The organism is Parabacteroides sp. CAG:2, assembly GCF_000436315.1.
GTDB classification, from domain to species: domain Bacteria; phylum Bacteroidota; class Bacteroidia; order Bacteroidales; family Tannerellaceae; genus Parabacteroides; species Parabacteroides distasonis.
In genome coordinates this window covers 1-21,786 of sequence record NZ_FR885319.1, presented here as the reverse complement: position 1 = coordinate 21,786, position 21,786 = coordinate 1, and the positions used below count along the sequence as shown (strand labels likewise).

Annotated in this window: 21 protein-coding genes; 1 reads left to right on the top strand and 20 read right to left on the bottom strand. The window is 39.7% G+C overall.

All coding sequences use genetic code 11. The features are described from left to right. Positions 1–84: 84 nt before the first annotated feature. From QVP94_RS13765 to QVP94_RS13750, 4 genes are all read right to left on the bottom strand, one after another. The gene (locus tag QVP94_RS13765; protein ID WP_022192831.1) at positions 85–2,001 is read right to left on the bottom strand and encodes a sensor histidine kinase; all 1,917 of its coding nucleotides are present in this window, start codon (positions 1,999–2,001) and stop codon (positions 85–87) included. Between the two features lie 208 nt (positions 2,002–2,209). Beyond that, complete coding sequence (dnaK, locus tag QVP94_RS13760) at positions 2,210–4,126, bottom strand: molecular chaperone DnaK (protein ID WP_005854601.1); 1,917 nt, start codon at positions 4,124–4,126, stop codon at positions 2,210–2,212. A 201-nt stretch (positions 4,127–4,327) separates the two neighbouring features. Next, positions 4,328–5,905: an Rne/Rng family ribonuclease gene (locus QVP94_RS13755; RefSeq protein ID WP_005864710.1), complete on the bottom strand. Its 1,578-nt coding sequence runs from the start codon at positions 5,903–5,905 to the stop codon at positions 4,328–4,330. Between the two features lie 225 nt (positions 5,906–6,130). Beyond that, entirely contained in the window at positions 6,131–6,403 is a 273-nt protein-coding gene (locus QVP94_RS13750) for an HU family DNA-binding protein (protein WP_005854607.1), read from the bottom strand. Positions 6,404–6,592: 189 nt separating this feature from the next. On the opposite strand from QVP94_RS13750, the gene mutY reads away from it, so the two are divergent. Next, on the top strand, positions 6,593–7,687 hold the full coding sequence (gene mutY, locus QVP94_RS13745; RefSeq protein ID WP_022192830.1) for an A/G-specific adenine glycosylase: 1,095 nt from the start codon (positions 6,593–6,595) through the stop codon (positions 7,685–7,687). Between the two features lie 307 nt (positions 7,688–7,994). On the opposite strand, the gene QVP94_RS13740 is transcribed toward mutY, so the two are convergent. The 16 genes from QVP94_RS13740 to QVP94_RS13665 all read right to left on the bottom strand — a co-directional run bounded on the left by QVP94_RS13740 (position 7,995) and on the right by QVP94_RS13665 (position 21,479). Further along, entirely contained in the window at positions 7,995–8,393 is a 399-nt protein-coding gene (locus QVP94_RS13740; RefSeq protein WP_008780112.1) for a type II toxin-antitoxin system HicB family antitoxin, read from the bottom strand. A 30-nt stretch (positions 8,394–8,423) separates the two neighbouring features. Beyond that, the gene (locus QVP94_RS13735) at positions 8,424–8,618 is read right to left on the bottom strand and encodes a type II toxin-antitoxin system HicA family toxin (RefSeq protein ID WP_008780113.1); all 195 of its coding nucleotides are present in this window, start codon (positions 8,616–8,618) and stop codon (positions 8,424–8,426) included. Positions 8,619–8,704: 86 nt separating this feature from the next. Continuing rightward, a complete protein-coding gene (locus QVP94_RS13730; RefSeq protein ID WP_022192829.1) occupies positions 8,705–9,358 on the bottom strand; it encodes a hypothetical protein in 654 nt (217 codons plus the stop codon). Between the two features lie 51 nt (positions 9,359–9,409). Then, on the bottom strand, positions 9,410–9,757 hold the full coding sequence (locus QVP94_RS13725) for a hypothetical protein (protein ID WP_130882344.1): 348 nt from the start codon (positions 9,755–9,757) through the stop codon (positions 9,410–9,412). A gap of 2 nt (positions 9,758–9,759) precedes the next feature. After that, complete coding sequence (locus QVP94_RS13720; protein ID WP_022192827.1) at positions 9,760–10,047, bottom strand: hypothetical protein; 288 nt, start codon at positions 10,045–10,047, stop codon at positions 9,760–9,762. A gap of 99 nt (positions 10,048–10,146) precedes the next feature. Then, the gene (locus QVP94_RS13715) at positions 10,147–10,929 is read right to left on the bottom strand and encodes a hypothetical protein (RefSeq protein ID WP_130882343.1); all 783 of its coding nucleotides are present in this window, start codon (positions 10,927–10,929) and stop codon (positions 10,147–10,149) included. Between the two features lie 54 nt (positions 10,930–10,983). Then, complete coding sequence (locus QVP94_RS13710) at positions 10,984–11,226, bottom strand: hypothetical protein (protein WP_022192825.1); 243 nt, start codon at positions 11,224–11,226, stop codon at positions 10,984–10,986. Next, positions 11,226–12,302, bottom strand: coding sequence for a hypothetical protein (locus tag QVP94_RS13705; protein ID WP_022192824.1), 1,077 nt, complete (start codon positions 12,300–12,302; stop codon positions 11,226–11,228). Before QVP94_RS13705 ends, QVP94_RS13710 begins: the two co-directional genes overlap by 1 nt. A gap of 2 nt (positions 12,303–12,304) precedes the next feature. Continuing rightward, positions 12,305–15,349, bottom strand: a complete 3,045-nt coding sequence (locus QVP94_RS13700) for a tail fiber domain-containing protein (RefSeq protein WP_022192823.1) — start codon at positions 15,347–15,349, stop codon at positions 12,305–12,307. Positions 15,350–15,351: 2 nt separating this feature from the next. Further along, positions 15,352–17,382 carry a hypothetical protein gene (locus QVP94_RS13695; protein ID WP_022192822.1) on the bottom strand — a complete coding sequence of 677 codons (2,031 nt, stop codon included), beginning with the start codon at positions 17,380–17,382 and terminating at the stop codon, positions 15,352–15,354. A 1-nt stretch (position 17,383) separates the two neighbouring features. Beyond that, complete coding sequence (locus QVP94_RS13690) at positions 17,384–19,162, bottom strand: hypothetical protein (protein WP_022192821.1); 1,779 nt, start codon at positions 19,160–19,162, stop codon at positions 17,384–17,386. A 310-nt stretch (positions 19,163–19,472) separates the two neighbouring features. Continuing rightward, entirely contained in the window at positions 19,473–19,766 is a 294-nt protein-coding gene (locus QVP94_RS13685) for a hypothetical protein (RefSeq protein ID WP_008780122.1), read from the bottom strand. 65 nt (positions 19,767–19,831) lie between these two features. After that, entirely contained in the window at positions 19,832–20,293 is a 462-nt protein-coding gene (locus QVP94_RS13680; protein ID WP_008780123.1) for a phage tail tube protein, read from the bottom strand. Beyond that, positions 20,274–20,675, bottom strand: coding sequence for a tail completion protein gp17 (gene gp17 / locus QVP94_RS13675; RefSeq protein WP_022192819.1), 402 nt, complete (start codon positions 20,673–20,675; stop codon positions 20,274–20,276). The genes QVP94_RS13680 and gp17 overlap by 20 nt, the downstream gene beginning before the upstream one ends. Further along, entirely contained in the window at positions 20,672–21,172 is a 501-nt protein-coding gene (locus tag QVP94_RS13670; protein ID WP_022192818.1) for a hypothetical protein, read from the bottom strand. Before QVP94_RS13670 ends, gp17 begins: the two co-directional genes overlap by 4 nt. Then, on the bottom strand, positions 21,165–21,479 hold the full coding sequence (locus QVP94_RS13665) for a phage head closure protein (RefSeq protein ID WP_502685448.1): 315 nt from the start codon (positions 21,477–21,479) through the stop codon (positions 21,165–21,167). The genes QVP94_RS13670 and QVP94_RS13665 overlap by 8 nt, the downstream gene beginning before the upstream one ends. Positions 21,480–21,786 lie beyond the last annotated feature (307 nt).

Sequence of the window (21,786 nt, the reverse complement as noted above, 5' to 3'; positions counted from 1 at the left end):
TTCAATATAATAGGTACAAATGTATAAAAAGTAATTGGATATCAAAGAGACAAATGTCTATTTTTCTTGGCTTCTGAGGTTGGTTTATAATTCGAAAACCAAGGAGATGCGGCACCCCTTATTCTTTTCGGACTTGAGCAAGATACGCCCGTTTAATTGTTTTACGATAGCTTGGCAGATCGATAATCCAAGACCTGTCCCTTGCACGAAATCATCCAGCTTCTTGAAACGCTCGAATATCGCTTCTTGGTCCTCGGGAGAGATCCCGATGCCTGTATCCTGCACATAAAGTCGGACGTCTTGTGCATTGGTGGAATACTCGTAACCGATCTCTATAAAGCCTGCGGAAGTAAATTTTATAGCATTTTTCAGTATGTTCTCGAGCGCTTGGTAAAGTCGCTCCTTATCCGAATATAAGCAGATCGGCGTATCGGGGCATTTCTCCTTGAATTCGATACCTTCGGGGACATCGGAAAGATGTTGTTTATAAAGGGTTTTCACTAAATCCGTTAAATTGCAGGATTCTTTATGAAAGACGATACCTCCGGATTCAATCCTTGCCAAATCCAATATGTCATTGACTAACTTTAGTAATAACTCGTTATTGGTCGTGATGATATTAGCGTATTGCTCCTTCTCTTCCGCTGTCAGATCCAGTTCGGCGATTAGGCTTGAAAAGCCGATGATCGCATTTAGCGGGGTACGTATCTCATGACTCATATTAGCCAAGAATACGGATTTCATCCGGTCGGACTCATTGGCTTTCTCCAAGGCTTCCGCTAATGATTCCTTTTCATGTAATAGGGCTTTTTGCGCTTGTCGTTTTGCCTTGGATTCTTGGGTATACATGATGATGAAGCTACCGAAGACAAAGCAGCACATCGTGCTGACTAGGATTATCAAGCTCCAGAATAATCTTGGATATTGGTCCTTAAAAGGAAAGTTCAAAAGTATAGCATCCTTCGGAAGAAGCCTTTTATCGATATTCCAATATTTGACTTCATTGAAATCAAATACATAATTCTTCTTGCTCTTTGTTATCTGTGGGAATGATTCGCTAGTGGAGCCTTTTAATATTTCCGCGGCTCTATCGGTAGATTCTTCTATTTGGGTTTCCAAGGAGGTGATATAGCCACCTACAAGTTTATTCGAATATCCTAGATCCTCGTTGATCGCCGTAAAAGAGGGTTTACTGGAAAAACGGCTGGTGTTCAATACCCGGTAATCCCGTTTGGCCTGTAGATAGTAGATGTAAGGGACGTGTTTACTCATGTACCAAGAAACAGCTGATAGCTTGTCTCCTTGTACGGGCACGACGTTGACGGTCGTACTATCCGGTCGTTTTAAGCTTTGATTGACCCTGTCCAAAGTAGCGATCTCTACCGGTATATACATGATGCGATTATTATCGACCCGAATGTCTGCTTGAGCACATTGCTCATGTAACGTAGCCTTAATGTGCCTATCTATATACGTACTATCGTGCAACATATAAATCGTAGACTTGCCCAACAGATGTTCTATCAAGCGGATGTTCGTGACGTAGTCGGGCTCGTCCCAGAATCCGGAAACATTCGAATATTGCGCTAATAGTGCCTTATTGGGGAAATTTACGCCGCCAAATACAATGGGGACTGTAGAGATTAGCGGATGATGGCATTGCATTAACGTGTAAGTCGCTTGATCCTCGTAGACCAATATCAGATCGGGTTTCCAAGTAGAGATCGAATCTAGATACAGGTACATCCGTTTTTCTTCGGCGGGTGCCGCATATTGCTCGCAGTTCAAATAGAATGTTTGGATCGACGGATTAATCCCCTTTTTCTCGAGGGATTCCCGGATCAACCGATCGCAGTCTTTATAAGCTACATAATCGCTTTCATAGGAATGCACTACTAATATACGATATTTATTTCCCGACTGTTGACAAGAGGACTGTAGAATGGCTAGCAGAAAAAGTAGAACAAATATGTAATATTTCTGTATAGATATCGCTAGCATAAGTCGAAAATTAGTACGTTGCCCTTAATCGTAATTTAAAATGAGTGTTTTTATGCGAGTGCAAACTTATTAATAATTATTGGATATCAATGGCTTTTTTTATTGAATATATAGGGCTAAAATAAAAAACGGCTATCAGATCCCGAAGGACCCGATAGCCGTTTTTCTATCTTATGTGGAGTAAAGGAGCGATTAAAACCGCTTCTTTTTATTTTACTTCCTCAAAGTCAACGTCCGTAACGTTACCGTCTTTGCTGTTGTTGCTGCTACCTGCGTTACCGCCAGCTTGTTGACCACCGAAGTTAGGATCTGCTTGCGGGCCGCCTTGAGCGTTGTACATTTCTTGGCTAGCTGCTTGGAATACGCTGTTCAATTCTGCCATAGCAGCATCGATACCTGCGATATCCTGAGCCTTATGAGCTTCTTTCAATTTGTTCAAGGCACCTTCGATCGGAGCTTTCTTGTCTGCCGGAAGCTTGTCGCCAAGATCTTTCAATTGTTTCTCGGTCTGGAAGATCATGCTATCCGCTTGATTCAATTTATCGATACGCTCTTTCTCTTTCTTATCGGCCTCTGCGTTTGCGGCAGCCTCTTCTTTCATACGCTTAACCTCATCATCGCTCAAACCGCTGGAAGCCTCGATACGGATACTTTGTACTTTACCGGTTCCTTTATCCTTGGCGGATACGTTCAAGATACCATTGGCGTCGATATCGAATGTAACCTCGATCTGAGGGACACCACGTTGTGCGGCAGGTATTCCATCTAGGTGGAAACGGCCGATAGACTTGTTGTCTTTAGCCAAAGAACGCTCACCTTGCAAGATGTGGATCTCAACAGAAGGCTGATTGTCTACGGCAGTCGTAAATGTCTCGGACTTCTTGGTCGGGATGGTCGTGTTAGACTCGATCAATTTAGTCATTACACCACCCATTGTCTCAATACCTAAAGACAGCGGAGTAACATCCAACAGCAATACGTCTTTAACCTCACCTGTCAATACACCACCTTGGATCGCTGCGCCTACGGCTACTACTTCATCCGGGTTAACGCCCTTAGACGGAGCTTTACCGAAGAATTTCTCAACGATAGCCTGTACAGCCGGGATACGAGTAGAACCACCTACCAAGATCACTTCGTCGATATCAGAAGTTGATAAACCTGCGTCTTTCAAGGATTGACGGCACGGTTCGATACATGCTTGGATCAGACCGTCAGCCAATTGTTCGAATTTAGCACGAGTCAAAGTCTTAACCAAGTGCTTTGGAATACCGTTTACCGGCATGATATACGGCAAGTTGATCTCCGTGCTAGTCGTACTTGACAACTCGATCTTCGCTTTCTCGGCAGCTTCTTTTAAACGTTGTAAAGCCATCGGGTCTTTACGTAAGTCTACGCCTTCCTCTCGTTCGAATTCTTCAGCCAACCAGTCGATGATTACGTGGTCGAAGTCATCACCACCTAGGTGAGTATCACCGTTTGTTGATTTTACCTCGAATACGCCGTCACCTAACTCAAGGATGGAGATATCGAATGTACCACCACCTAAGTCGAATACGGCGATCTTCATGTCTTTGTTCGTCTTATCCAAACCATAAGCTAAAGAAGCGGCAGTCGGTTCGTTTACGATACGGCGTACGGTTAAACCTGCGATCTCACCAGCCTCTTTCGTAGCCTGACGTTGAGCGTCACTAAAGTAAGCAGGTACTGTGATAACGGCTTCCGTTACTTCCTGTCCCAAATAATCCTCAGCTGTCTTTTTCATTTTCTGCAGGATCATCGCTGAGATTTCCTGCGGAGTATACAAACGTCCTTCGATATCTACACGAGGAGTGTTGTTATCACCACGCACTACTTTATAAGGAACGCGATTGATTTCCTTTTGTACTTGGTCATAAGTTTCACCCATGAAACGTTTGATAGAGAATATAGTCTTTTCAGGATTGGTGATAGCCTGACGTTTTGCGGGATCACCTACCTTACGCTCGCCGCCTTCTACGAAAGCTACGATTGAAGGTGTTGTTCTTTTACCTTCGCTGTTCGCGATAACAACCGGTTCGTTACCTTCCAATACGGCAACACAAGAGTTGGTTGTTCCTAAGTCGATTCCAATAATCTTTCCCATGATTGTAAATATTTTAATTGTTATTATTCATCGTCCGTCATCCTCCTTGTTTAAAGGATTCACATAGTATTCAACAAATGCCGTGCCAAAGAAGTTTGGGTTTGAAAATAAATAATACGTGTCATGAATCGTGACATTTTGACGGTTTGGCAGAATACAGAAAGCCCCGGAACCGCTTTAATAGGCCCGGGGCTTCTCTTGTTATTTGTTGATTATTTCCTTTTCTTCTTTCATGTCAAGCTCATTCTTGTCGGCATCAAAGAATTTGTATTCAAGAAAGGCGAGACTTTGATTGGGAATAACTTTTAAACCATGTGTGTACTTCATTTTCCACTTCATGCTCAAGGGGAACAACCCCTTGTTCACATACGCTGCGACATACGGATGTACATGCAGGGTGAATTTCTTCACGTGATGTTTGTTTACTAAGCAATCTATTTTTTCTTCCAGGCTGTCGGTAAACAGGATGGAAGGCTTAACCGTTCCTGTTCCGAAACAGGATGGGCAGTCTTCTGACGTATCCACGTCCATTGCCGGACGTACCCGCTGACGGGTAATCTGCATCAAGCCAAACTTACTAAGAGGAAGGATGTTGTGTTTAGCCCGGTCATTTGCCATTGCCTTTGTCATGTGTTCAAATAGCTTTTGCCGGTTGGCAGCCTCTGCCATATCGATAAAGTCTATAACGATGATACCTCCCATGTCTCGTAAGCGGAGCTGACGGGCGATCTCATCGGCGGCGGCTATATTTACGTCGATAGCTGTCTTCTCTTGAGCATCGCTGCCTTTGGAACGGTTCCCGCTGTTCACGTCGATAACGTGCATAGCTTCCGTGTGCTCGATAATCAAGTAAGCTCCACTCTTGTAAGTGACAGTTCGTCCGAATAGCGACTTGATTTGCTTGGTGACCGCAAAGTTGTCAAAGATAGGAAGCTCTCCCGTATATAACTGTACGATTTCTTCCCGTCCCGGTGCGATCAAGCTTACATAGTCGCGGACATTATTGTAGACCTCCTTGTCATTTACATAAATATTTTGGAAAGAGGGGTTGAATATATCCCGAAGTAAAGCTACGGTACGTGCCGTTTCTTCATAAACGATAGCCGGAGCTTTGAGTTTAGGCACCTTCACGATATTATCTTCCCATCGTTTCACCAATGTCTTTAGTTCATGATCAAGCTCTGCGACACGTTTGCCCTCCGAGGATGTCCGTACGATAACACTGAAATTCTTCGGTTTGATACTTTGGATTAACTGGCGCAAACGAGCCCGTTCCTCGCTTGATTTAATTTTGGTGGAGACAGATACTTTATCGGCGAACGGTATCAGCACGATATATCTTCCGGCAAAAGAAAGCTCGGAAGTCAATCGGGGACCTTTCGTTGAGATAGGCTCTTTAGCAATTTGAACCAACACCTCTTGTCCTACTTTCAGCACGTCGCTAATACTCCCGTTCTTTTCGATCTCCGGTAGAATCTGAGTTTTCGACAGTACCGGCGCCTTTTTGGGATCGCTCAGCAATTGCTTTAAATATTTCTGTTGGGTGTTGAAGTTAGGACCTAAGTCCAAATAGTGAAGAAACGCATCCTTTTTGTAACCGACATCAATGAACGCAGCGTTTAAGCCCGGCATCAGTTTCTTAACCTTACCTAGATAGATATCACCAACGGCGAACGAGACGTTGCGGGCCTCCTTTTGGAGCTCCACAAGGCTCTTGTCCTCCAAGACGGCGATAGATACCTCTTTGGGCTGTACATCAACTACTAATTCACTAATCACTTAAGATGTGTTTTTTAAGATCAGACCTTATAAAATACGCAAAGAACAAACTTAAAAGGTCACTTATTAAGTTTGTTCTTTAGAGTTCGTTAGATAGACTTATTTCTTCTTATGTCTATTCTTCTTCAGTCTCTTTTTGCGCTTGTGCGTAGACATTTTATGTCTTTTTCTTTTCTTTCCGCTAGGCATCGCTTTAAAATTTTAAATTAAACGTATAATAATTAATTACTTAACTTCACCAATAAAAGTCTTAGCCGGCTTGAATGACGGAATGTTGTGTTCCGGGATGATGATCGTAGTATTTTTTGAAATATTACGAGCTGTCTTTTGAGCTCTCTTCTTAATAACGAAACTTCCGAAACCTCTCAAGTAAACGTTTTCGCCTTGGGCTAAAGAACTTTTTACGATATCCATGAAGGACTCAACGCTTGCTAGCACTGTCTGTTTGTCGATACCAGTGCTTTTTGAAATCTCGCTAACAATATCTGCTTTAGTCATGTCTATAAATTAATTAATTGATTTTGACCTATTAATTTTTTGGAATGCAAATATATAGCTTTTTATTTAAGTGGAAAAAGAATTGAGCTTCAATTTTTAAATAAAAAGATTCTTCTCGATTCGTAATATATATGTATGTTTGCGGTAATCAAATAGTTATGATGTTGAAAAGTGAGAAAGGGAGCAGTTATGTTACAGTATGAAAGTGAGTTAGAAATCAGCCGGATATTGGTTGAGTGGTATGAAACCTATAAAAGAGAGCTTCCTTGGAGGGAAACGAGAGACCCTTATATCATCTGGATATCGGAGATTATATTGCAACAAACCCGGGTTGTACAGGGATTGGAGTATTTTTTGCGTTTCACCGAACGTTTCCCGGATGTGGCATCTCTAGCGGCGGCGGAAGAGGATGAGGTGCTGAAATATTGGCAGGGCTTGGGGTATTATAGCCGGGCTCGTAACTTACATGCGGCGGCTAAATCTATCATGGAGCGGTTTAACGGGGTTTTCCCGGAGAATTATAAAGAGGTATTATCCTTGAAAGGTATCGGGGAGTATACGGCGGCGGCGATCGTCTCCTTTGCTTGGAACCAACCGTGTCCGGTCGTGGATGGAAATGTGTACCGGGTACTTTCCCGTTTGTTTGCCGTAGATACGCCGATCGACACCACGAAGGGTAAAAAGCAATTCGCGGAACTGGCCGGAATGATCTTGGACCCTAAGAACGCAGGGACGCATAATCAGGCGATCATGGAATTGGGTGCTTTGCAATGTGTTCCTCAAAACCCGGACTGCGGGGTGTGCCCGCTAAAAGATAAATGCATGGCGTTCGCTTCCGGCAATGTGCAAGCTTATCCGGTGAAACAAAATAAGACGAAGACAAGGGATCGTTATTTCCACTATCTATACATTATATATAAAGAACAAACTTGGATGAACAGACGGACGGGGAAGGATATCTGGACTGGTTTGTATGAATTTCCATTGATCGAGACGGATCATGCGATGGATTTTTCCGGTTTGTGTGAGACGCAAGCCTTCCGTAACCTATTGGGAGATGCTGGAAAATTGAGTATCACCCAAGGGTTATCGAATGTAAAGCATACGCTCTCCCATCAAATTTTATACGCTTCTTTCTATCAAATAGAGATAGAGCAGGTTCCGGAATCCTTGGGGAATTACCTCTCTCTGCCTTGTCGGGATATTGAGAAGTATGCCGTTCCCCGGCTGATACATATTTATTTAGAGAAATTAAGACTATCTGATTATCAGTTGTTTATGTAGTTGGTTCTTGATCTCGTTCTTTAATGATCTAATAGAACATCGCAAAGATAGAGAATTTTTATTCTAAACTCCATTTTAATTCCAACAAAAATAAAGTAGAGTGTGACCATAGATAGATAATTGGACGTAAGGATTTGGGACTTTAAAATATTCCAGCCGTGTAAAGAAGGGAGGCGTGGGGTTTAACGAGCCATCGCCTTAAAATATCACCCCATATCCCTTTCTAGCATTAGAGCCGCTAAAGTTTGATGTATAAAAAAGGGAGCTACATCATTAAAGATCATAGTTCCCCTTTGTCAAATAAAAGCTATCCTATTAACGTCAATTCTCTACCTATTTGATGAATGCCGTCTATTATCCTCTGTCTTTGTACAGGTCTAGGCTTCCTAAAGCCGTTAGCGTAATGTGTTAGTAGTGCTTCATTGATACCTGTAACTTTAGCAATAGCTTTTCTGGTAACTATTCCATCCAGACTATGAAGCATTGCGGAAGTATCTAGTTCAAATACTAATTCATATTCATTCTTTAACTTCTCTGGCAATTCATCACCATCTTCCAGCATTCCTTTTATATGAAAGTCTAACGCTGATCTATATTCCTTTTTAATGCCTTCTATGGTATCAGAACAAGCTACACATCCCAATATTTCATCACTTGCGGCACAATAATTATCGCACCATCCAATTTGTACTATAATCTTCTCCATAACTTATAATGTTTTTAAAACAGGATGGAATTACTTCCACCCTGCTTGTTTAAAAATGCTGTTCAGTCTGAACTGGTCTAAAGTATCACTAAGTTTACCGTTAACAGTAACCCTGCCCTTTTTAGTAGGATGCTTATACTGTCTGTGGCTGCCTTCTTGCCCTACCTTATACCAACCATCCTTTTTTAAGAGGTCTAAGACCTCATTAACTTTTAATGGTTTCATAGAACACTGCTTTTATTTGACATCACAAAGATATATAATAATATATCATTATGCAAGAAATGATATAGAAATATTTATCATTTTAGTTAAAATAGTTCCTGCTTCCTCCGTTCCATATACTTAGTATATAGTTCTGTAGGCTCATCTGTAACCAAAGTAACTTCATCACCACCAAAACATATAGCTTCAAATTCATTCCTAGATAAGAACACAGCTTTAATATCTTCCTTATCAACCTCTATAGAATATACAGCAGTATCTTCCTGCTCATTTCTAAATGCAAAGAACTCTGCTATCTCTCTACTGGTAGTCCAAGAAATACCAAAACAACTATCTCCATCTTCATCTTCATACTCATCCATACTACAACCTCTATACAAAGTAACCTTATCGGGCAATCTATTATAATAGGCTAGTTCTTCTTCATTCATTACTAATTCCTTCTTACACCTCATAAAGTATTGTATAGCCCTAAAATCTCCTGTACCTCTTCCTACTGTCCAAGCTATAACCAGACCTTTATTAAAGGCTTCATCAGATAGTTTGTCATTCTCAGCAAGGTTAGCAAATAGTTCCCATCTATCTCTATCACTTGTATAAGTCCTTAATATATTTACAATATCATCACCTGTTACTATCTCTCTTTGGAAAGCATCTTCTATAGCTTTAGCTTTCTTAGCTTCCCATTCTTGCATCTGCTTTAAATAATCTTCTAATTCTTTTCCTTCTAACACTCTCATTCTTATTTGGTTTTTAAAGCCAGCTACCATTATTGGCAACTGGCTATTAGTTTAAAATTCTATTTCAACTTGTTTTCCTACATAAGTCTGTAACAGCTTATCGCCTACCAGCTTTACTAATGAATTAACAGACCCCCTTTGATAACTGGTCGGATCTTCCATATAGGCATTCACTAGACTGGCTACACCTACAATACCAGCAGCTTCAAACCAATCTGCCTGCCTTGGTTCTATTGGTTCATTCCACTGTTCAGCAGTTTCAGCTATTGCAGTAACATCAATAACTACACCTTCATCACCTTCATTAATAATGCCTGTATCAGCATATCTACCATTCAATTCTAAACCTAAATCCAGTAAATTCCAAAGCTGGACTAATTCTTTAGTCTGTGTGTCCATACTCATCTGTTTAAACTGTTAATAAATTTAGTTCGCTCTTCGTCATCCATAGAAGCTAACAAGACTCTTAATTCATCCTTGTGTTCCTCTGCCTTCTCACGCTGTTTTACCTCCCTAAGCTCCTTTAGATTAGCAATGTAACCCTCGTAGCTTTTGATACGTTCATCACACATCTTAATGTACTCATAGGCAGTAGCTTCTGCCTTAAACTGTTTACCGAAGGTTTCACATTGAACCTTGCGATCTGTAAGGTCTATTTCTTGACCTTTAATAGTAACTATGTTACTCATAAAATGATGCCACTGCCCTGTGGGCTTATATAGGTATCTAGCACACCAGTTATTTAACTGGCGGCAAAAGTATCAGAACTAATTTACATAACGCTAGAATTAATTGTTACTTCCTAAAGGTGGAAAGCTAACAGTTTCTCCTTCTTTAAGTTTATCATATTCAACCTCTAGCCAGTTGTTCGTGTTCCACTGCTTCCACTTTATAAATGTTATAGGTAATAACTGATCTTGCAAGTTTATCCAGCTAAGATTCTCCTTGAATCTATCAGCTAGCATTAATAACTGCCTGTATCTACTTCGTACAACTAAATAAGGTGTTAGTTTAAACAGGTGCAGAATCTTTATAATCATATCTTGTTCATCTGTACTAACCAGACTATCCTTCTTTCTCTTTACAGGGAAGTAGTAATGTAGAAAGTTAGCCAGTTCTACAGCAAACATACTTTGTATGTAGGTGCTATTAGCAACTTCATCTAACTTACATATACTATCTACCTTGTATTCTCCATTCCTACTAGCACCAATAGCATTAGCAACATCTTTAATAATGCTACCGCTGTTTAAAGTAATGTCTGAACCCTTCTTATACTTTAATGTGATACCTTCCAAACCATCTGCATTTAATTCTTCTAATGTAGGTCTTAGCTTTACAAAGTAATGCTGTTCTATTACATATATTATATAGCAGCACAACATATACAGTTCTTCCTTGTCCCCATTAAATTCCACCTGCTCATTAAATGTATCAAAGTCCACTTTTGGCACATACTTCCCTGCCCACCAAACAGCAGTAAAGTTATCTGGATTCACTGAATAGTATCTACCATCATCTATAATGGCATAGAGCTGAATTTCCTTATAATAGTAATCTATATATTTCATTCCGTAAAGATAATTAAAAAGCCTGTCCACCAATAAAGGCAAACAGGCTCCTAATTATTTATCTTCTATCTTATCTGCTCCTACTTCTGCCTTTATCTTATGAAATTCCAGTCTATAATGTAAATCTATTCCAAATAGGCTACCAGCAAATACAGCTATCTCTCCAAATGCTACCAGTACAGAAGGGTGAATAGTTCCTATAGGTGGAATAAATATACCAGCAATTAATAAGAAGCATCCTACTAATACTAGTACTATTGCGGCTGCTAATTCTGTCTTAACTCTAGTTTTAGTCATTATGCTTCATCCTCAAATTGTCCTACTATAGTATTTACTACATTATTATATGTATAAGTAAGGATAAGTTTACCGCCTCTCGTTTTATACTCTGGCAATGAGTTAGCCACTACATTAGTTACGGTCTTGGTCTGATTATAGGGGACTACAATATCAGCCAATTTAATCGTTGTCTCTCCATATTCCTGTGAATCTCCAGATTCCTTGAAGTCTAGGTAAACGATCTGCAATGTTACATTTGTCATAGTAGCTCCAGCCGTACTAACCCTATTTGTAGCGTCAATCCTATAAGTAGACTTGTTACTAGCCCAAGTTCCAGTAACAAATACGGATAGTCCACCAGTCTTTATACTTACCCTTTGCAACACGTTGTCAGTCGGTGCGGGTACAAAGTTTGCGGCAGTTGAGTTAGGGCCGTAAGAGGCCTGTTTTATCGAGCTGAAACAACATATAAAGTCATAATCATATCCAGCACTTAATTGGCTTGTTGGAACTTCAACGCCCACTCCTTGTCCTTGTGCAAATGTTTGACTGGCTGTTATCAAATTGCCTACATTCTGATCTGCCCTTACTACAACTACAGCAGGATAGTAGCTGGATAGGGGGTATTTCCCTTGTATATCTGTTAATTGAAGGTTTGAGGATGTATCAACACCATTCATATCCAACGCCATTCCAATAGTAGCTGAGGCATCCTTATATACAATGTTAGGTAGCTCATTGCAGTAAACAGGTTGTTGAGCCTGTGAGTTATACCCAGCGAAGTCGCCTAATCTGTAAGGCTGCGCTGATCCTCCTGTGGGTGGTAGATACCCCCAGAAGGTGACATCATTTCTTAGATCTGTGACCAATTGAGTAATTGTTGTATATCCTCTTACGTCCAGTCCACAATTTCCATCTGAAGCTTTCCACCAGTTTGAAGGTCGGCTGGTAGTAAAGTTATACCTAACAGGCTTATATTTACTCCACTTATTAATATATTGTCCCTTACTGCATAAAGTACCTAAGTCCAGACTTGGATTTCCTGTGCAGTTCCTCACATCCATTATGCTAAGGTTGGTCTTCGGTAATATCATAGTTAATTCGTTTTAGTTTCTAAGTCACTTAATCTGGCCTCTAAAGCCTCTATCTTCGCTTGTTGCTCTTTGATGAGTTGATGTAGCTCCTTACAGCCATTAATGGCTACGGTAGTGGCTAATGTGGCATAATCCACGGTTAATATATCCCCATATTCGGGCATATTGGCTGTTCCTACAACTTCTGGAAAGACCTTCTGTACATCCTGTGCGCTAACCCCTATACGTGTCACATCGTCTCCAATATCCAGTCTCTTATGATAAAAGGTGGATAAGTCGCTGATCTTATCCAATACGTTAGAGACATTTATGCTTCTTTCCTTTAACCTTATATCTGAACCATTAGAATAATTACCAGCTACGTACATATTACCAGTAGGCGATAAGCTCGCCTTATTCTTATCGGTTCCACCCCAACAGAAGTAAACATTCTTATCCCCCCGTTGCGATAGGTAGAAGTTAAGGCCAGAACCAGCGTCAATACCCCAGAAGCCCCACGTAGCCTTCACCATCGCTGATTGGGTAATAGTACCACCGTTCCACGCTGGCCCTTGAGCACCAGTAGCTCCTTTATCACCTTTTGGACCTTGTGGACCTGTCGCACCAGTAGCTCCTTTGGGACCTGTAGGACCTTGTGGACCTCTGATATTCCTTGTTGTTGGTGTTGTAGTGGAAGTGCTGTTAGACCAGCTTAAATTACCATTGGTATCAACGGATGGTAGCCAATACTTGAAGGGACTAGCCCCACCTGTACTAGTCTTATATGCTATAACATCCCCATCTGCCTGTACGCTGTTAGTAGTCTTTATCAATCCACTGGCGGTAATGCTGCCTACCCCTGTCATATTACCACTGATATTAGCACTACCATTAAATGATTGCCCCCAAATGGTTCTAGCGGTTTGTAACTTTGTTGCTGTTGCAGCGTTACCACTTACATTCCCTGTTATTGAAGCCTTGATTGTAGCAGGTAACTTCAAATTCACATTACCACTGCCATTAACACTAACCACAGATCCCACACCAGTACCATCGGACGATACTATACCTATATTTCTGGCTGTACCCCAATTGGCTGTAGTGATATTGGCAGAGCCATTAAAATTAGTACCGTTGATAGTTCTAATGGTTTGTAATGTTGTGGCGGTAGTGGCATTGCCATTTAAACCAGCGGTAATAGTTCCATTGGTATTGAAATAAATGTTTGCAGTTTGGGTGTTGGTTCCAGCGTTATAATTGGTGTCAGTTATATAGCTGAAATGTAACCTGTTCTCGGTATATGTACCACAATCCCAACTACCAGCCTGTGACTTGCAAGACCATATAGGCATATATTGACTTGCTCCAGCACTATTAAGTACGATCATTGCGCCCTTACGACCGTTCACCCAGCTTTGTGAAGATCCTGCCCTAGCTATTTGTCCACCAGTCATAGTTCCACCGCTCAAAGGTATATAACTATGTGAATGAGAACTTGCAGCAGCCCCAATACTTGCGGCTGTGATATTAAATGATTTAGCAGCTGATCCATCATAAGCTCCCTGTGAAGTACCATTCAAGCTAATAGTAAGTGCATTAGGATTCTTTAAGGCAGAAGGTACTGTAGGATATGCTGGTAAACTGATAGTATTCCCACTTATGTTATATGATGTTGACCCAACCTTAACTGTGCTAGCATAGTTATGTGTATGTGAACTGTTAGCCTTGCCATTTAAGGCTGTCTGTAGATCAGACTGGTTACTTAGCGTACCTGTGATCTCTCCCCACTTTCCACCGCCTGTAGTACTTGTGGCACTTATAGTACCATCAGAGGATACGGATAGACCACTACCAACCTTTACACATCCTAGTGCTGTCTTGCTGGCTATAGGATATTTCTCACTCGTAGTACCAGTACTATAGGCTATTATATCCCCTGTAGCCTTAACCGATTTGAAATTAACATCATTGGTAGTGGCTAGGTTCTGGTTAATAATATCTAGGTAGCCTTTATTACTATGTGAGTGCTTCTTGCTATTGGCATCATTCCAGTTAGTTCTTTCCGTATCAGTAATGAATCTATGTGTAACGTCCTGCGTGATTATACTGGCAGGGTGATTAGTTGGATGTGTATAGTTATTATATGTAGCACCCTTGGTCACAGTGATTGTATTGCCGCTTTGACTTATAGAGGTCACTGCGTTACCTGTCCCAGTGGTTGTAATGGTGGAAGCGTAATTACTATGCGTGTGATCTGTATTGGATTTGGAATTTAGCTTGGTGTTAATCTCTGTCTCTGTGTAATACCTATCATCGTGTGTATGCGTTGAAGGTGTGAATGAGGAAGGTTTGTTATTGATATTATCCCAATCCACAGAACCAGCCTCACCACCATCAATATTAACGCTAATCGTGCCGTCCCCAGATACATTAATATTATCTCCTATCTTTACACATCCAATAGCGGTCTTACTGGCTATAGGGAACAGCTCCTTACTTATGCCCGTGGAATAGGCTATTATATCAGCCTGCCCTAGAATAGTCTTACTAAAGGTCTTTTGTCCTGTTATAGTCTGGTCTGTATCTAATGTAACACCGTTGAAATCTGATATGTCCTGCATCTTGTGGGTATGGCTAAAGTCCGTGATCTGTGACTTGGTATGTGTATGTGAGAAGTCCGATATTTCAGCTTTGGTATGTGTATGCTTGGAAGGGGTGAAGGTGCTAGGCTTATCCTTTATATCATTCCAGCCACTAGCCCCACCAGCCTCGGCATTTAACGTGCCATCATCTGTTATAGTCAGATTCTCACCAACTTTTATAGTTCCTAAAGCCGTTGGGGATGCTATAGGATATTTCTCTTTAATTTCATTGGTACTGTAAGCGACTATATCCCCCGTAGCTCCTACATTACCTTCTATAGTCTGGCTTTCCTCTCCAGTCAGCTTTACATAATTACTTAGGTCTACATTAGAACCACCACTAACAGAAATATTACTACCTCCATATCCGTATTTATGGTACTTACTTCTAGGCGTGGCTGCTATTCTGCTACTTGTTATATCCATAGTTAATTAAGTTCTATAAGGTTACATTCTATGCTATTATCTTCATAATTGATCCTTCCTCCAGCAAATACAAACCTCTTACCAGACAGATAGCTATCCGTAATAATTGAATAAGGCTGTACTTCTGGCTTAATCACCTGTAGAAGTTTGACCTTCGGTTGCTTGTATTGGTTGATTATCCTTTTTATTAGATATTCTTCTGGCTTATTAGACGTATTATCAATAGTATTAGTGAGAGTATCCAGTATGGCCGTTCCTACTATAGCCTTACTGAATGATAACTCACTATTATTCTTGGATGTTATCTTGAATGTAATATCGTCTAGGGCATTGATATAGGATTCATTCAGCACATTCTCATACTTGGTATCTTTCTTCTCTCCAGATGTGTTACCCTCCTTACGTTGGCTCTGTAAAGATATATCCTTGACGAACATATAGCTAGGCGGGAACAATATAGCCATTTCAACATTAGGGAACTTGGGACTATATAATGTAAGCTCCAGATCCCCAACCATTACCTTATCTATATTTATCAATGTACCAGTAAGCTCATCATAGCCTGTTGTGAAGTCATTGGTATTTCTGGCATTCAGCCATTTAGCGGTTATCTTATTCTTGTCACAGTCTGTATATAACTTAAAATAGTTATCACTGTTGGCAGTCCAGCTTGTCCCATTATAGTAATAATCACCTATTCTGAGCTTGGCAGGTATATAGATAAAATCATTGTTCCAGTCACTACCACCTTTCATACTTTCACCCTCTATAGGTAATCCCCAATCATCTGTAACTTGTATCATCAACTTGAAATCTATACACAACTTGGTATCTGTATCAAATACTATGGTAGGTGATGCCGTTTTAGTCCTTATAACAGGGAACTCCAGATCACCTGTCTGCCATAAATATTTAACAGTCCCATAATCATCATATTGCTTTATCTCAAACAAGTCCTCATAGTTCAGTTTAACTGGTTTGTTACCTGTATCATAGCTGGCTACCTGTGTTAAGAAAGTCCCTGCCCTTTGTTTTTGCTTATCCAAGCTAAACCCATCGTCTACCTTAGTGAAAGATGTGCTGTTACCAGCATAGTAAACAGGTTCGAATGCTTCTGATTCCGCAAAGTTCTTTATATATGTTTTGCCATTGAACTCCTTGGATTTACTGTACATAGGAACTTGCCATCTAAAATTAGATTCTGGATAGAGACTGTCTTTATCTGCCTCATAATCACTGTCTATCACCACAGCCCTATTATATCCACCTAATATGGATAATTGGTTGTTGTTCCCTTTAGATGGTATATCCCTTAGATTTATAGTAGAAGATAGGGTAGTAGTTGTACTGGTAAGTATATTGGTATAACTGGTTTTACCAGCCTTTATATAGTCCATATCAATAAAGTACACTATCCCATCATATTCTGTAATAGTCCAGTTAAGGAACTTGCAGGTCTCTTCTAAGCATTCTTTTAAAGTCATAGCTTTACCATCTTCATCAATGAAATTAGCTGTACTTACAGTTATACCATCTAAAGAAGAAGTATAGGCGTTTGGTATGTAAACAGCCCTAAAATCTCCTTTATTTTCTGTAATACACTTTTTAATAATACCAAGTAAGGAAATAGTAGCTCCTTCTTGTTTGAAGTCTATGTACTCTAAAGTAGATAGGGCTGATATACATTCTATTTCCAGTTCAAACAGGCTGTTATCATAGTCCTGTGAATATAGTTCTGGTGTTATGAAGCCAGTCCAGATAACAGAACCAGTCCTTACCAAATTAACTTTAAATCTCTGGTATTGCGTACTGAATAGTTTCTGTAAGTAATCACTTCCAACTAATTTTAAAGTAGCTCCACTAAATCTAGTAGGTGTATATAAAAAATCTTCATCGTTTACATCTACTATGAATGGTGGTGTGCCACCTGTAAGTTCTACAGGTGTACCAGTTCCACCATCTTCTAGTATTTGTATAGTTAAGGCTTCTCCATCCACATTAGTAAATGGCACTGTATATATAAGGTTGTACATATTACTTGTATTTACTTGTCTTACTTGTTTGAGAATTAAGAACGCTTACTAAATCCCTGCCTTCGATTCTTAATTTAACCTCTCCACCAGCATTAACGGAAGTCCCACCTTTACCATCTAAAAGGTTAAACAGGTTCTTCTGTTGCCTGTTATTGAGAATCATTTCACCGCTGTTTACTCTGGCTATCATATTATCACCAATGAAGGAATTGCCTCCAATAATACCACCATCAGCAAACTTAGGAATAGAAGCCATTGCGGACATAATAGCAGATATAGCAGCAATAGCATTTATCCAACCTACTACAGGTGTCACAGCGGCACTACCTGCCGCCTCAGCCGCAGCCTTAGCGGTTAATGCTGTTGTAAGTGTAGTTAATGCTGGAAGTGCAGCAGCGACAGAGGATATGATATTAGTACTATAACTTAACCAAGCTGCCGCCCCCTCACTAGTCAAATTGGTAACAGAACTCATAACAGAGCCTATGGCACTGATACTATCCACATAGTCTAAGTTATTTTGGATTGCATTTGTATCAATTCCTTTAACTACGATATTCCCCGCATCCAGATCAGATTTCACAGATCTTCCTGTAGGTTTACTAATATCTCCACCGACTAATAAAGGTGTTCCAGCTGTCCTTAATTGCATCATTCTAAGTTCGGTTTCTGCCTCTTTAATAGCTGCCATAAAACCAACCCTCATACCATCAGATGTAGCATTAGACAGTTTATCCTTTAATACCTTTATCTTATTCTCCATTTCAATGATAGAACCAGAAGGAATAACAGGAACTACTGCGGTATTATTAGCCTTATTAGCAGAGCCTTCTTGTAAAGAAGCCTGTAGTTCTAATACCCTCTTATCAAAATCTGCAGCCTTCTTTCTTAGGTCGTAACTATATTCATAGTCTTTAAGCATTTGTACCCTATCCTTATCATCATCATTATTAAGGATTCTCATCTTCTCTAGCTCGGCGTTTCTTGCTTTAAATAATGCTATCTGCTTAGTAATCTCTTTGTTCTCCGTCCTAATAGTACCACCACCATACATAGAAGAATAAGCGGTATAACTATATTGTTGACTCTCTAGCTCAGACAATCTTTTCTTATATTCATCTAATGCTTCTTTCTCTGGTCTGCTTGAAAAGTCATTGTTATATATGGATAGATATTTTTCTACATCTTTGGTAGTCCAACCATACCCCTTATATTGTGCCTCTAAAGACTTTATGAGTGTTTGGTCATTACCAGCGGACACATCTACAATATCTATTTTATAATTAGCCTTTAATGTCTGTAACTGCTCGAAAGCCTTCTTTCGTTCCTCTAGGCTCTTGGTCTTGTCCCTAATAATTGCTTCCAGTTCTGTAAACTGTGCCTCAAACCTCTTAGTATTGAAGTCCATAGTCAATTTAGCATCGGCTAGACTATCTCTTAAAGCACTAAGTTCCTTTAAACCTTTGATAGTGGAAAATAAACCATCTTGGAAGGCACTCCAATCACCATTACTAAGGGACTGGAAGAATACATCTATAGTACCCTTGCAGGCATTAACGGTATTATCCCATTCATCCCCTAAAGCCTGTGAACTGTGTACCCACTTGTTAAACGCCTCTCCAGCAGTCATAGCTATCCCTAAAGCACCAGCAAACTTACCTATGGTAGCTGTGATATTCCTGCCTGCCTGTTGGAACTGCTGTACTTGTTGTGTGGACTGCCTTATGTTATTATCGAATTGACTACTATTAAGAAGTAGTCTGGTTACTAAATCAGCCATATTTAATTATGTGTTATATATTGTTTAGCCTTCTCTCGTAATCTCTTAATATCCTCATTGCTAATAGATGTTTCCCCTGTAGTATCATCGTCCCAACTAAACTGCATTATATCTGTAGGCTTTAACTTCTTGGTACTGTTACATTGCGCTATGACATAAGCCACCATTCTAGCCTGTTCCCAGCTATTCCTGTCCTTCTTGTGAAGATTGCTAATCAGTGGTTCTAGCTCATACATCCGCATCTTATCTAGTACATATTCTGGGTCTAGTCCACCTTCTATTACTAAGGCTGAATATATCTCCTTAGTGGTTAGGACTTTTTTTTAGCATCTGTATTATTAGTAATGAATAGCTGTTGCTTCTCCAGTTCCTTCTTTAAGAAGTTCTGGAACTCTACCATAATACCCATATCTTCATCTACGGCTTCTATCAGTTCTTCAAAGGTTAGTGAACTGTCTGGATTATTAGCCATTAAGATACAGTAGAAGAATAGATATTCATCTGTGATAGTCTTTAACTCAAAAGCCTTACCAGTAATTTGTTCATAGATGAATAAGGCCCTAAGAGTATATTTCAGTTTGTAGTCTTGTCCTTTAATAGTCATATCAATAAGTATTTAAAAAGAAAGCCTTTACACCTCCATAACCTAGAGATATAAAGGCTTTATAATTAAGCTGTGGCAGTCTTAGTAAGTGCTCCCACACCTTCAAAAGATGCTGTAAATGTTGCGTTATCTCCATTAGGCGCATTAGCCTCTAGTGCTGTAATAATAACATTACCCGAATAAATTCCAGTAGTAGCTGGCAACCATCCCCCTTCTGGTACTTCATCCTTCTTTGTTGAATAATCTTTCTCTAAGCAGAATACAGCCTTGATAGGTGTTCTGGCTGTCAGCTTATCGAATAACTGGTCAAAAGTCATACCTTCACCATCATTAGAATAAAGGTTCTCGGTACTACAATTCCAGCTAATCTTTCTTGCAGCCTTAGCTACCCATTTACCACCGCTATCCTTAGAAGTGGTTTCCACTGTTTCCACATTTATACTTAGTTTATGGCTGGTTGCAAATGCTATAGATTTGCCATCTATAAACAGCATCAAATCACCGCCATTAATTACTTGTCCTGCCATTTGTCTTTATGTTGAATGTAAGGTTCTGAATGAATGTATCTTCTATATAATCCTCATCTGCGTTTGTCATTCTAATATCCTGTATGTTAATACCAGAATAGTTCCCCTTTTTACCTTGTAAGGCATCTTTAACAAAGTCAGCAATTTCTATGCTTTCATTATACTTATCAGAAGCTATAACTACTTCTACATAAGTATCTTCTTTATAGATAAACCTATCTTTACTATCAGATGGTTCTATACCAGTTCTTCTATAAACAATGAAGGGAAATGTAGTACCAGTATCAGCAATTAAGGGATATATTTTATTTTGTACCCTGCCAGTAACATTAGCATCATTACTAAGCAGGTTATATATTGCTTTGCCTACTTGTAAACTCATAGTCTGTTTCTATTTGCTATTCTCTGAATTGATTGGCTTATAAGGTTATCCATATTATCAAAGATTTCCCTTTCCTTATTGGCTTTAGCTGTTCTAAAGAAATGTGCTGCATTGATATTACCTCTATTAGCTGCTACTCTCTGCCTTCTAATAGGATTCCTTCCTCTAACAGAAGCACTATTATTACCAGTGGTTCTTCTAACTCTAGTACCCATTTCAAAGAACTTTAATCTAAAGTCACCCATAATATGTACTTTAGCTTCTGTCCCGTTTCGGTCAGCATTAGATTTAACCCCACTTACTAAGGTTCTACCATTCCACCAGTTTCTACTAGAAGCTTCCCTACCTAAAGTCTGTCTTAGTTGTCTTTTAGTTTCCGTTGCTAGAATACCAGCACCCTTTCTTAAAGCATTCCTATAGACCTGCCTTTGCTGTCTGCTTGTCAAATCTGCAAACATAGAAGTAACCTGTCTGGCATCTACTTCTATATTATTCATTTATCAATTCAGTTACTATGGTTATTGATTGCTTATATAATTCTCGGTTAATACTAAGAATCCTATACTTATTACCATTCCAAATAATTCGCATTTGTTCATTAACCTTGTGATATAACCTTATGGTAAAGGTAACTGTATAGCAGTGGATTATTTCATTATTCTGGTTCTGTCTGTTTCCAGTATTATATGTAACCTGCGCTCTGGTACTTATAATGTCTCTCCAATCTATACCATTAGCCCCATATACATCTTTAACTGTTACAGGCTCTTGTATGGTAATCGGATAATTTAGTAATCCTGCTATAGCAGTGGATTATTTCATTATTCTGGTTCTGTCTGTTTCCAGAATTATAAGTAACCTGCGCTCTGGTACTTATAGCATCCTTCCAGTCTATACCATTAGCCCCATATACATCTTTTAGTGTTATAGGTTCTTGTATGGTAATTGGATAATTTAATAGTCCTGCCCTCATTTTATTTCATAGTGTTTATAAAGTCCTATAAGGTATTCATAACTATAAGGCGGTTTAACTACTGTACCAAATGCTACAGGCTCTCTATTAGCATATAAGTTACCTATCATTAGTAACATAGCGTGAATTATAGCAGGT